Origin of the sequence: Pandoraea terrae (assembly GCF_902459695.1) — a bacterium.
Lineage (GTDB): Bacteria > Pseudomonadota > Gammaproteobacteria > Burkholderiales > Burkholderiaceae > Pandoraea > Pandoraea terrae.
Map to the genome: position 1 here is coordinate 37672 of NZ_CABPRZ010000002.1, position 12489 is coordinate 50160.

The following is a 12489-nucleotide window of genomic DNA, read 5'->3' on the forward strand; positions in this document are numbered from 1 at the left end:
AAAACAACGTGATCCCGACTGAGAAATCTGCACGTTTCGAAGCGCTTGCGTTGCCGCACCTGGACGCAGCGTACAACCTGGCACGCTGGCTGACGGGCAGCGCGGGCGATGCCGACGACGTCGTTCAGGACGCCTATTTGCGCGCGTTCCGGTTCTTCGACAGGTTCGAGGGCGACAACGCGCGCGCCTGGCTGCTGGCGATCGTCAGGAACACGTGGTTCACTGAATGGCGCAGGCGGGCCGACGCGGCGGACGCCACGCCCTACGACGAAACGCTGCACGGTGACGAGCGCCTGCCGGGCTGGGACGACGAGTCGGGCAACGACCCGGAAACGCTGGCGGTGCAGCGCGACGAAATCGAACTCGTGCATCGCGCGCTTGAAGCGTTGCCTGTCGCGTATCGCGAAGTGCTGGTGCTGCGCGAATTGGAGGACATGAGTTATCGCGACATCGTGACGGTTGTGGGCGTGCCGATCGGCACCGTGATGTCGCGGCTCTCGCGCGGACGCCGCCTGCTCGGTGCGGCCGTGCGTGCCGCGCAAGCGTCGCGGGATACGCCGGCCGAAGCGTCGCCGGTTCAGGGCAAGCCGGCCGGCCGCCTCACCAGCGTGCCTTCGTCCGGGCCACCCAAGGGAGTTGAATGATGGAAAAGCCGGAAACCTCCAGCACGTTGGTCAGCATGCTGCGCGATGGATCGCTCTGCCATCGCGCGCCGGCACACCTGCGTGAGCGTGTCCTGGCGGATATCCCGCGCGGGGTGCCGCGCCGGGCCGTGTTTGTGTGGGGCGGCGCCGCTGCCGGGGGCGTGCGCGCATGGATTCAGGGCGGACTCGCGGGCCTTGCGGTCTGCGCGGTGGCGTTGGGCACTGCGGTCCTGATTCAGCGGCCCGCAGCGACGGGGACGATCGCGCAGGAGGTCGTGTCGAGCCACGTGCGCGCGCAACTCTCGCAGCATCCCATCGATATCATCTCGACCGACCAGCACACGGTGAAGCCGTGGTTCAATGGCAAGATCGACTACGCGCCGCCGGTCGTCGATTTCGCCGAGAAGGGTTTTCCGCTGGTGGGCGGGCGCATCGATTATCTGGACCATCGCGCGGTCGCCGTACTGATTTATCACTATCAGCAGCATCCCATCGATGTCTATGTTTACCCTGATCGCCGTAATTCCGCGGCGCCGGTGGCGTTGTCCTCGGACGGCTATTCGATCGCTCACTGGCAACGCGACGGCATGACCTATTGGGCGATCACCGACGCCTCGCCCGAGTTCCTGAAGGCGTTTGAACAGGCGGCGAAGTAGGGCTGTTGCACGCCGGCCCGCCAGCCCGACGCTTTGACAGCCTGCGCCACGCCATCCATGTATCCCGCGTAATGCAAATGGAGGTTGAAGTTTGCCTGTGCAGCCGCGAGGATGGGCGGTAACGCGTCGAGCGGCGCGCGTCCGTCATCAAAAATCAAAAGGTGGGAGATATCCTCATGGGAACTTGGCATCGGCGTGTGGCCATCGCCGTCCTGGCACTTGCAACCGTTGCGGTCACCGGCGCGGAACGTGCGTCGCCGCCTGCGCCCGAGTCGTTGCCGGCGTCCGGCATCAGTGCATCGCTTTCGACGGGCGAGCTGCGCAATCTTGTCAAGACCGCCTATTTCTGGGGGCTGTCGCAAGTCGGCTTCTATGAACTGCGCTATGTGTTTACGCAGGACGCGCGCATGCCGGCCTACCGAGGCATCAACCGGCTGGCGCAGAACCGGCAACTGCTGACTGCGAAAGACCGCTACGCCACCACGCCGAACGCCTCCACGCTGTATTCCGGCGGCTTTTTCGACGTGTCGCGGCAACCGATGGTCGTCATGACGCCCAAGGTCGACGATGGCAGGTACTGGAGCATTCAGGCACTGGACCCGTACGCCGAATGGTTCATCGTGGCGGGCAGTCAATTCACGGAAAACAAGCCGCAGCACTACCTCGTCATCGGGCCGAACTGGCATGGCCGCTTGCCGCCGGGCTTCAATGCGAACCAGGTCATTCGCGCGCGCTCCGACACCTTCTCGATCGTCGCGCGGATTGGCCTGAGGACGCGGGACAGTGCCGACTTTGCGTCGGCTCACCGGTTGATGGACGGCATCACGATGGTGCCCCTGGACATGTGGCAGCAACATGGCGAGCAACGGATTGCGCTGGACGCGCAGCCCAAGGTCTCTGCCAACTACCGTTCATTCCCGCGAATGTCGCAGATCCAGGACATCATGCATCAGATGACGGTCGAGGATTACCTGCAACTGGTGAGCCTGGTGATCAATGATCCGTCGATCACCAAGCGCGCAGATTCGGCCAAGGAGAAGGAAGCGCTGCAACAGCTGGCGCGCCTCGGCCTGCGTGAGGGTGTCATGTTCGACCCGGCCAGCATGACCGAAGCACAGCGCACCGCCGCGGCGTCGGCCTTCCAGGAGGCGCGGCAAGAGGGGCGAAAGGCATTTGAAGCGGCCCAGGTCGACATGAATGGCTGGAAACTGCAGACCAGTTTGTCCTATGACATCAACGACTATCGGGTACGCGCCGGGGCGGCCGACTACGCCTGGGGAAGTCCGGTGCCGTACCAGTCGCACACGATCGCCTTCGGGTTGACCGATTCGAAAGGCAGGCCGCTCGATGCCGCCCACAAATACACGCTGACGTTCGACGTCAAGCAACTGCCGCCGGTCACCGAATTCTGGGAATTGCCGGTGTACGATGACGACGGTTATTTCGTGGACAATCCGATCAATCGCTACAGCGCTACGAGCGGTTTGTTCGACGCCGGCGCCTATCAGGTGGAAGACGGCAAGCTGACGTTCTATCTGCAAAACGAGCCGCCCAAGGGGCAGGCCCAGGGGCGTAACTGGTTGCCCACGCCCAAGGCAGGCGCCTTCCGGTTGGCTGCGCGATTCTACGGGCCAACCTCGCCGCTGGTCGACGGCGGTTATCCGATGCCTCGTATCGTTCGCGTGGACGAATGAAGGCGGATCACGCGTGCTGCCGAAGCGCCTTGCGGCGGTTCAGCAGCAACGGCACCGCACCGGCCGCAATACCGCCCAACCCGACGACGTTGGTGGTCAGGTCGAATGTGGGGACGCTGTAAATGGCGATGAACCACAGGAAGACAGCGCTCAAGACCGGCCACAGCATCAGGACCACCATGTTGAAGGGCGACTTGAGCGCATCGCGCCGGAAATGCCACGCGCAGGCAAAACCCGCCAATCCATAGTAGAAGGCGACTTGAAAGCCAATCGCGTTAACGGAGTCCTTGATGATTTCGTTGACGCTGGAAAAGTATGACGACAGGAACAGGAAGACCAGCCCCAACGAGGTAATCACGGCCGTCGCGATCCAGGGGGTTTGCCAAGTCTTGTGCAGTACCGCGTAGCGGGGATGGAGGGTGCCGTCACGCCCTTTGGCGTACATGGTACGGGTGAACTGCAGGATCGAGGTCTCCAGGGTGCCGACGGTGCTCAGCATGACCGCGATAATGGCCACGTAGCTCCACGGCTTTGGAAACAGCTTGTTGGCGACGGCAAAGACCACGTTCGTGCTCGATTGCTGGATCTCCTGATCGGTGAGCACGAGCAGGGTGACAGCCGCAAATCCCATGAACAGCGCGAGCACGATCAGCATCGCCAGCAGTGCGCCAAGGCCCGGCGCGCGCGCGGAATCTCGCGTTTCCTCATTCAGGTTGACGGTCACGTCCCATCCCCAGAAAAAGAACAGCGCAGTGAGCGCGCCGGTGGCGAATAGCTGCGGCGTGAAGCTGGCCGGTGAGAACAAGGCCAGCGAGAAGGCATGGGCAGGATGGGCGCCGTACTTGATGAACGCGACAAGGACCACGGCGACCAGGACGGCCACTTCGATACCGGTCATCACGATCTGCGAGTAGCTGGTCGGTTTGATGCCTTTGACAATGACCGCGCTGACCAGCAGCAGCCAGCCGGCCGCGACGGCCGTGACGGCCGTGGGCTCGCTGGCGAGCTCGGGACTGAACAATGTCAGCGTCGCGGTAGCCGCCGGAATCGTTCCCGAAACCATGAAGACGGCCGAGGCCACCAGCAGCGCCCATCCGGCCAGGAAGCCAAGCACGGGATGAAAGATGGCGCCCACCCACGCATAGGACGCGCCGGCGTTCGGGTTCAGGCGGTTCAGATGCATGTAGGCGAAGGTCACGCCGAACATGATCAGGCCGCAGTACAACAGACTGGCCGGCGACAGGTTTCCGACCGCGGCAATCAACGTCGCGGTGGTCGCCGCAATACTGAAGGCGGGCGCGGTGCCCGCCACCCCCATGATGACCGATTCGCTGAGTCCGAGTGCACCCGATTTGAGTCCCGTTTGGACATTCGTTTTCATAGTGGCCGCTCCCAGGTCGGCAGCAATGCGGTCATTTGGGGCGGGGCTCGGTACGAAGCCCGCGGTGCGCTCATGATACTTTATGGCGAGAGCCGCTGCATTTCCAGATCGCGTTGCTGTTGCAAAATTGCCGCTGCGTGCAGCACCTCGGCGGGCGCGCCGGCGTCGTTGCGGCTCATGGGCGGCGGCGGGGCGCCGGGTCCGTTGCGGGTGACTGTGCATCCAGCCAGCAAAATGGCCGCCAGGGCGGCGGCCGTGATCGCGCAGGGTTCTTGACGCATTATTTTGACCTCCTGCGAGGTCCCCTCAGCGCGGCCTGGATGGTCGCGCTGTGCAACCTCACAGGGTCATTGTAGTGCCTGGATCGGTTCGTCACCGGCCGCGAGGGCACGGAGCCGGCCTTTGAGTTCGCCGGCAGGGCAAGTCAGCTTGACCTGTCCGCGTTCGAGCACCAGCGCACGGTCGGCGACGGGTAGCGCGATGTCGATATGCTGCTCGACGATCACGATGGCCGTTCCGCGCGCGGCCCAGCGCTTGACGAAGTCGAGGATCGGCGGCAGCAGGGCCTGGGCCAGGCCCAGCGAAGGCTCGTCGCTCAGCAGAACCCTCGGTTGCGACACGAATGCCTGTCCGAGCGCGAGCATCTGCTGCTGGCCGCCGCTCAGGTTGCGCGCCGGCTGGTGCAGGCGTTCGTGCAGGGCGGGAAATACGGCGAACACCTCGTCGACCGCCTGCTTGAACGTGCCCTGGCCGCGGCTGACGACGGCCCCCAGGCGCAGGTTGTCCCACACGGAAATCTCGGGAAACACGCGGTGGCCGTCGAGTACCAGCCGCAGGCCGTCGCGCGCATTGTCCTCGGGCGGGCGGCCGCCGATGTCGCGGCCGTCGAGCCGGATGGTGCCGCGTTCAGGCTTGATGAAGCCGCCTACGGTGCGCAGCAGGGTCGACTTGCCGGCGCCGTTTTCGCCGGCCACCAGCAGGATCTCCCCCGGCGCCACGGACAGGTTGACGTCGCGTAGTACCGGCACATTGCCGTAGCCGGCATACAGGTTCTGGATATTAAGCATGGGTGGGCTCAATGAAAAGCTTTTGCGCGACGGGGTGGGTGGCAATCTCGGCGGGCGTGCCTTGCGCCATCACCTTGCCCGCCTCGAGCACGGAGATGCGGTCGGCAATGCCCCACACGAGCTCGAGATCATGTTCGACGATGACGATGGTCATGCCCAGTTCGTCGCGCAGGCGTTGCAGCAGGACCTTGAAATCCTCGCGCTCGCTCGGCGACAGGCCTGCGGCCGGTTCGTCGAGCAGCAGGATGTCCGCGCCCTTGAGCAATACGCGCATGACTTCGACGAGGCGGCGCTGGCCATGCGGCACCAGATCGACGCTTTGGCCATCCATGCTCGCCGCCAATGTCGCCAGGGCGGCGCCAAAGCGGCGGCTGGCGCGATGGCGCCGCGGATTCGCGTCGAGTCCGATCTCGACGTTTTCCCACAACGACATCGTGCTGAAAATGCGCGGCTTCTGAAACGTGCGGCCCAGTCCGCGCCGCGCCACCCGGGTAGGCGACAGGTGCGATACCTCGGCCCCGCCAAGGCGTACGCTGCCTGCGTCGAGCCGGCTGAATCCGGACAACACGTTCAGCAGCGACGTCTTGCCCGAACCGTTGGCGCCGACGAGACCATGGATCTCGCCCCGCTTGACGGTCAGGTCGGCATCGTCGATCGCAATCACCGAGCCGAAAGTCTTGCGGGCGCCGCGGACTTCGATCGCCGCATGCCGGGCGGGTTCGCCGTGCTGTCCCACGGTCGGCGCCAACACGCTCATGAGACCCCGGAAGTGCAGGTCCAACGGCCCGCCGGCAGCCGCGCGGCGCCGCCGCCACTTGCCGAGTGTGCCGACGACACCGTCCGGAAATGCGAGCATCACGATCAGCGCGACCAGCCCGTAGGCGAGCAGGCGGTATTGGAGCAAGTCGGCGAGCAGGGCGTTCGGGAGGAGATACAGTAGCCAGACGCCGACCACCGGCCCGAGAATCTGGCCGCGGCCGCCGACAATCACGGCGAAGAACAGCAAGATCGACAGTTCGGCGTTGAAGGCGGTTGGACTGACGAAGCCGACGACGGGCGGGTACAGGACACCGGCTGCGCCGGTGCCCGCCGCCACGATCACGAAGGCAATGCAGCGCATGACGCCCGGCGAGATGCCGAGCGACTGGGCAGCCTCGGGACTCACGGCGGCGACCCGCAAACGCCGCCCGAAGGCGGTACGGCGAATCAGCACGTGCAGCATCATCGCGCCGCAGGCGAGAACGGCCAGCGCCAGCGACAGGGGCGAAACACCGAACACCGAGCGCGCCTGCCATGCGTCGAGCGAAAGCGTGATGCCGGTCACGCCATTGGTTTGACGGTCGAACGCCACCAGCAACTCAGGAAACACGGTGGCCGCGCTCATGGTCACGAAGCCGAGGTAGTAGCCTTGCACGCGCAAAGCCGGCAATGCGTAGAGCAGACCCGCCATGATGGCCGCGCCGACGCCCAAAGATGCGCCGAGCGCATATGACTGGCCGTGCATGCCGACCGCAATGGCCGTGACGTAGCCGGCCACGCCGAAGATCGCGCCCTGGCCGAACGAGGTCTGGCCGCCGTCGTGCAGCAGCAGGTTCTGGAACACCGCGGCGGCAATCAGGAGATTGACCATGCGGAAACTGTGGGTCCAGTACGCGTTGCCGAGCCAGTCCGGCACCAGCACGGAGGCGGCGACGAGCATGCAGCCGAGCGCGAGCTGAGCGGCATCGGCGGTCCAGCGGGTGCGGCGCGCACCCGCCGCGGGATCGGACGTGAGTATTTGAGTCGTCATGACAAGGATCGCGTTGTCTCGTAAGGAGGAATGCTCGGGGGCTGTGTCAGACGCGCCGGGCCGCCGCACGTCCGAAAATGCCTTCGGGGCGCACAAGCAGGACGCTGACCAGCAGCAGCAACGAGACCAGCGCCTGGAATTCACCGCCAATCTCGTAGGTGGCGACCATCGCCACAATGCCGACCAGCGGTCCGCCGATCAGCGCCCCGAGATTGCTGCCCATGCCGCCCACGATGGCGGCGATGAATCCGTTCAACACATAGCGGATGCCGGTGTCGGCCGACAGCGACAGGATCGGCGCCGCCACGAAACCGGCCGAGCCGACAATCAGGCCGCTGATGCCGAACGCAAGCAATTGCAGGCGGCGCACCTTCAAGCCGGCCGCGCGCGCCGCGTCGATGTCCTGCGAGAGCGCGCTGATCGCCAGGCCCGTGAGCGTGCGCGACAGGAACCAGCGCAATCCGGCGTACCACGCCAGGGCCAGCACGATGCAAAGCAGGTAAGGCGCCGGCGTGCGCATGCCGAACAAGGTCACGGGTTCGATCGGGCTGTGCGCGCTCGAGACCCACGGGCCCTGCGACAGCACCAGCGTCGCGCTGATGATGATCGACATCGCCATGGTCGTGATGAGCCATGAGTTCTGTTCGACCGAATGGCGCAGCGGCAGCAGGGTCAGCCATCCCTGCGCGACAAGGAACACCGCCAGCAGGATGGCCGCAACGCCGATCAGCAGCAGCCACACAGGCACACCCGTGACCCAGTTGGCCAGCAGGACGGCGAGAAATCCGCCGAGCACGAACAGATTGCCCTGCGCAAAATTGAGGATGTGCGTCGCCCCGTAAACGACGTTCATGCTCATGGCGATCAAGGAGAAGATGGCGCCGAGTCCGACACCCCGTACGACGATAATGGCTAACTCGTTAAGCATTGGTGGCTTCCTTGGAGAAATCGTGCCGGACCAGCGGCGTTGGCGGCGAAGCCGGCGGCGGGACAATGCAGCGCATCTGCAGCCCGGCCACCGGCCGCGCCGGCATCGCTCAAAAGCCGATCTGGGAAACGAACATGATGCGGCTGCCGCTGCCCTTCAGGCCAGCCTCGTTCTTGATGCGGGCGTAGATGTACTCGAGTCCGAACAATGTCTTCTTGAACGGGCTCCAGATCACGTTCGCGTGCACCGACTGGGTTTCCGCCAGCGATGTCGTGGGCGCGAGGGCCGGGTTGTAGATCTTGTCGCGGCCGATGCTCAGCGTTGAGCGCCAGTTCTCCGCCCACCAGTGCTGGTAGCTCAGGTTCAGGCCGAGTCCGGCGACCTTGTAGAGCTGGTTGTTGATCAGGAATGCCGACGTTGGCGTCTGTGTCAGGTAGCGACCGCCGCCGTTCTGGTACACGACGTCGTAGTAAACCTTGTCGCGGCCCGGCAGGTTGAACGTGCCCTGATAGTTGACGGCATAGCCGTACGCTTGCGCAGACAGGGCCACGCCGTCGCTGGCCTTGAGCTTGCGCACCACGGCAGCGGCCGACTGACGGCCCCACGTGTCGAAGTAAGTCAGGCGTGCGGTGACTTCCGGCGTCTGATCGATCGAATTGGTGCTGATGGTATTCGCGCCGGCGGTGAACGCGACGGCGTCGGCGCCGGTGAAATCCTGCACCGGTTGTTCCAACGATGCCGAACCTTGCAGCTTGTCGCTGAACAGATGCGTGTAGCGGATCTGCGGCTGACGGTTGACGGCGGGCAGGCCCACCGGTCCGCCGAAGTCGAACACTTCCGGGCCTTGCGCGAGGTCGCCGAAGTTCGACCAGTACTGGCCGAACATCCACGGACCGATCGCGCCCATCGCATGGCGCAGGCGCAACGAGACGGAGTTGGTCGTGAACTTGGAGCCGCCTGCGCCGTAGAAGTCGCCTTCGATCAAGGTCGTGAGCGGACCGTACTGGGTCGGCGTGGAGGTCTGGATGTTCAGGCGCGACTCGCGGGCCTCGAACTGCATTTGACCGGAGCGCTTCGACTGAGGCGTGTTGTCGTACGGGATGCCGCCAAACGCGTTGGTGAACGGCAGGATCACCGTCTGGCTGTTGCCGAGGTTGCCCTTGGTGTCGACCATCATCGCGAGCTGTGCATAGCCGCCGAACTTGATCTGCGTATCCGTACCGGGAACCTGGAACCAGCCCGGGTTGACGGGGGCGGCCGGTGCGGCGGCGGCCGCTGCTGTCACGGGCGTTGCCGCCGCACTGGCCTGGGTCGAAGCCTTTGCCGTTGTTTCCGCGGCAGCCTGCTTCTCTGCGATGGTCTTCTGCTGGGCTTGCAATGCGTCGATCTTCTTCATCAGCAGCGCGACCTGGGTCTGCAGGTCGGAAAGCTGGTCTGCGCGCGCGGGCGGGGCAAGCACTGCCGTCAAGCCCAACGCCGCCGTCAACACTTTCAAGTGCACCTTCATACTGTCTCCACTATCGTTATTGGTTTTTCACGACTACTTGTTGCACGCCAGTGGAGTCCGGCCGAAACCCCGACGACTTGTGTCACCTGCCGATGTTGCCGGTGCCACAAGTTGCACGAAGTCTAGTGATGATTTGGGGTTTTGCGCATCGTCCAATGCGACTATCGGATGCCGGATGTCAGCGACGCGCATGCCGCGTTCGCGGCCTTCTAATTAGTATTCCTATCAATTGTGCCAACCCGCTTTCGGCGTCTCTGATGTCTCATGGGGCCAGGGTGTAAACAGGCCCCAAGGCCCATTCAAACCAACTGCGCCACGCTGCTGAGCACGAGATGGACCAGCATCGTCTGCCGCCGTACGCCGGTCTTCGAAAAGATCGCCCGCAGATGCGCACGCCCCGTGTTCTTGCGAATGTCCAGTTCGTACACGGCTTCGTCGAGCGTGAGGCCGTTGGCCAGCATCACCGCCAGCGTCGCTTCGGCCGACGTGAGCCCGAACAGGCGTTTCAGGATATCTTCCGACGCCTGCGACTTGCGCTCCGGGTCGCGAATGAAGATCGCGACCGCCGGCCGGCGCTTGCCTTCGGACCACTCCGCCAGCGGAATCGAGCGCAGCACCATGCCGAGCTTCGTTTTGCCTGACGGGCGCGTGATCGACATGGCCTCGGCGAGCACAGGACCCGTTTCGGCCGGCATCGCCATGGCCTTGCGCTGCAGGTCCTGGAATTGACGGGCTTCATCCGTGTAGGCGATCCGGATCGCGCCGTGCGAAAGCGTCAAACCATCGCGTTCGGCGAAAATCTCTTCAGCGACCGAGTTGGTGCTGACGATCGCGCCAGTCTCGTCGAGCACCACGGTACCGACCATCATGCGATCGACCGCCCCGGCATACAATTTGCGCTCGGACTCCATGCCGTCGATCAGCGAGTGCATATGCACCGACAATTTCAGGTGCGGCAGCAGCATCGCGCAGAACGCACGGTCCGCTTCGGAGAACGGCGCCTCGGTACTCGCGCGGCAGATCCGGAAGTGGCAATCGACCCGGTCCTCGGTGCGGAAATCGACGCCCAGCATATACGCGATGTCGTACGGTGCGAGGAACTGCCGAAAGAACTCGCTGTTTCGCCACGTCTTGTCGTCGATCACCTCATCGATCGACATGATGCGATCCGGCGGCAACTTGACGAATGGGTCGAGCGCATAGCCGTGCTGGCTGTACGCGCCAGCCCCGCGGACCTGGCTGCCTGCCTGGGCGACGAGCACCAGGCCGGCGCGGTCGACTGTCTGCGGGCGCAGCATCAGCGTGACCCAATTGGCATGAAGATGCTTGCCGAGCCATTGCAGGGCGTCTTGCCAGGGCACGGGGCTGAGCGGGCCGCGCTGGATCAGATGCAGCAGTTCACCGAAGGACTCAAGGGAAAGGGCCAGCGCGCCGTCGTGGCGCGTGGAAGCGGGTTGTGCAGCCAACGCGGATTTGTGTCTCACCATGATCCCTCGTCGATCAGGTTGCCGGGGCCCATCCCCCGGCCGCGTGCGGCACGGCGCCGCACGCGATATTGCCGTACTGCCTGTTCAGTTGCACTCGGCGCGTTGCACCGAGCCGTCTTCGCGCTTCACATCCGGGCGCCTGACCATGGCAATCGCATCCACGCCCACCAGGAAGTGGCTCAGCGCGCCCGCCGACAGCGCGCCGTTGACACGCCCTTTGATCGCCGGCGCGTTCTTCTCGATCCAGTTCGACAGCGTCGGGCCGTCGAACGACTTGGTGGCCTCGACCGCCGCCTTCAGCACGTAGACGCTGTCGTACGTCATGCTGACGACCTGCGGATTGAGCTTGTCGAAATTCTTGGGATCGAAGGCCTTGAGGCGCGTGACGAACTTGCCGAACTCGGTCGGCCCGCCCGCGTCCTTCGGGCAATACGTATAAGCCTTGAGCATCGTCGCGTAGATATTGCCCTGCTTGAACACGTCAGGGTTGCTCTTGCGGATCACCATCGGCACCGTGAGGCCGGCCACCATGCTCAGCACCTTGGCATCCCAGCCGATATCGCCCATGGTGCGAAACACCACGCCGGAGTCCTCGCCGGCCGTGCTGATCTGGAAGATGGCGTCGGGGTTGCCGCGCTTGAGCGCGAGGATCTGCGCCGTCAGGTCGCTGGCGAGCGGTTCATGCTCCTGCACGCCGGTCACCTTGACACCTTGCGCGGCGAGCAGGCGCTGGAAGATGGCCACGCCGGCCTTGCCTTGTGCGCCGTTGTCGGCAATGATGGCCGCCGACTTGACCTTCAGGTGCTTGACCGCGTAGTCGGTCATCGCTTGTCCCTGCGCTTCGATCGAGGTCCACATACTGAACGTGTAGGGGGCGATCTGCGGCGTGAGCGCCGACGAACCGGTCAGGCTGACGCTTGCCACCCGCGCCTGGGTGAGCACCGGCGCGATGGCGAGCGTGACCTGGCTGACGGTCGGGCCCACCATCAACTGGACTTTCTCCTTCGAGACAAGGCGCTTCGCCTCGGCGACGGCCTGGGTCGGATCGAAGGCGTCGTCGCCAACGAACAACTCGACCGGACGACCCATGATGCCGCCGGCGGCGTTGATCTCCTTCACGGCAAGCTTGGTGCCGGTCAGGCCGGTGTAGCCGGTGGCCGCGCCCGGTCCGGTGACTGAGAAGATGGCGCCCATGCGGATCGGTTCGCTGGCGCCTTGCGCGGCAGCCGCACTCGCGAGGACTGCCGTGATGGCGCCCGCGAGTACCGCTCGGCGCAGTCGGTGCGGTTGGCGCGGGGAGTTATTGTTCATGTTGTCTCCTGTTATGGTCTGTTCC

11 protein-coding genes are annotated in these 12489 nt (G+C 64.5%); 3 read left to right on the forward strand and 8 right to left on the reverse strand.

What is annotated here, in order from left to right; translation table 11 throughout:
* The first annotated feature begins 8 nt into the window (after positions 1 to 8).
* The 3 genes from PTE30175_RS02215 (at position 9) to PTE30175_RS02225 (ending at position 2994) form a co-directional block, all read left to right on the forward strand.
* On the forward strand, positions 9 to 644 hold the full coding sequence (locus PTE30175_RS02215; RefSeq protein WP_224788559.1) for an RNA polymerase sigma factor: 636 nt from the start codon (positions 9 to 11) through the stop codon (positions 642 to 644).
* Positions 644 to 1300 carry an anti-sigma factor family protein gene (locus tag PTE30175_RS02220; RefSeq protein WP_150695434.1) on the forward strand — a complete coding sequence of 219 codons (657 nt, stop codon included), beginning with the start codon at positions 644 to 646 and terminating at the stop codon, positions 1298 to 1300. The genes PTE30175_RS02215 and PTE30175_RS02220 overlap by 1 nt, the downstream gene beginning before the upstream one ends.
* Before the next feature lie 176 nt (positions 1301 to 1476).
* Entirely contained in the window at positions 1477 to 2994 is a 1518-nt protein-coding gene (locus PTE30175_RS02225) for a DUF1254 domain-containing protein (protein ID WP_150695435.1), read from the forward strand.
* A 7-nt stretch (positions 2995 to 3001) separates the two neighbouring features.
* Here the strand turns inward: PTE30175_RS02225 and PTE30175_RS02230 are convergent, their stop codons facing one another.
* The 8 genes from PTE30175_RS02230 to PTE30175_RS02265 form a co-directional block, all read right to left on the reverse strand.
* The gene (locus tag PTE30175_RS02230) at positions 3002 to 4375 is read right to left on the reverse strand and encodes an APC family permease (RefSeq protein ID WP_150695436.1); all 1374 of its coding nucleotides are present in this window, start codon (positions 4373 to 4375) and stop codon (positions 3002 to 3004) included.
* Positions 4376 to 4455: 80 nt separating this feature from the next.
* Positions 4456 to 4656: a hypothetical protein gene (locus tag PTE30175_RS02235; RefSeq protein WP_150695437.1), complete on the reverse strand. Its 201-nt coding sequence runs from the start codon at positions 4654 to 4656 to the stop codon at positions 4456 to 4458.
* A gap of 66 nt (positions 4657 to 4722) precedes the next feature.
* The gene (locus PTE30175_RS02240) at positions 4723 to 5442 is read right to left on the reverse strand and encodes an ABC transporter ATP-binding protein (RefSeq protein WP_150695438.1); all 720 of its coding nucleotides are present in this window, start codon (positions 5440 to 5442) and stop codon (positions 4723 to 4725) included.
* On the reverse strand, positions 5435 to 7231 hold the full coding sequence (locus tag PTE30175_RS02245; protein WP_150695439.1) for a branched-chain amino acid ABC transporter ATP-binding protein/permease: 1797 nt from the start codon (positions 7229 to 7231) through the stop codon (positions 5435 to 5437). Before PTE30175_RS02245 ends, PTE30175_RS02240 begins: the two co-directional genes overlap by 8 nt.
* Before the next feature lie 46 nt (positions 7232 to 7277).
* The gene (locus tag PTE30175_RS02250; protein ID WP_150695440.1) at positions 7278 to 8159 is read right to left on the reverse strand and encodes a branched-chain amino acid ABC transporter permease; all 882 of its coding nucleotides are present in this window, start codon (positions 8157 to 8159) and stop codon (positions 7278 to 7280) included.
* Positions 8160 to 8268: 109 nt separating this feature from the next.
* Entirely contained in the window at positions 8269 to 9666 is a 1398-nt protein-coding gene (locus tag PTE30175_RS02255; protein WP_150695441.1) for a DcaP family trimeric outer membrane transporter, read from the reverse strand.
* A gap of 299 nt (positions 9667 to 9965) precedes the next feature.
* Positions 9966 to 11153 (reverse strand): helix-turn-helix transcriptional regulator, encoded by a 1188-nt coding sequence (locus PTE30175_RS02260; RefSeq protein ID WP_224788560.1) that lies wholly within the window; start codon positions 11151 to 11153, stop codon positions 9966 to 9968.
* An 84-nt stretch (positions 11154 to 11237) separates the two neighbouring features.
* Positions 11238 to 12464, reverse strand: a complete 1227-nt coding sequence (locus PTE30175_RS02265) for an ABC transporter substrate-binding protein (protein WP_191628780.1) — start codon at positions 12462 to 12464, stop codon at positions 11238 to 11240.
* Positions 12465 to 12489 lie beyond the last annotated feature (25 nt).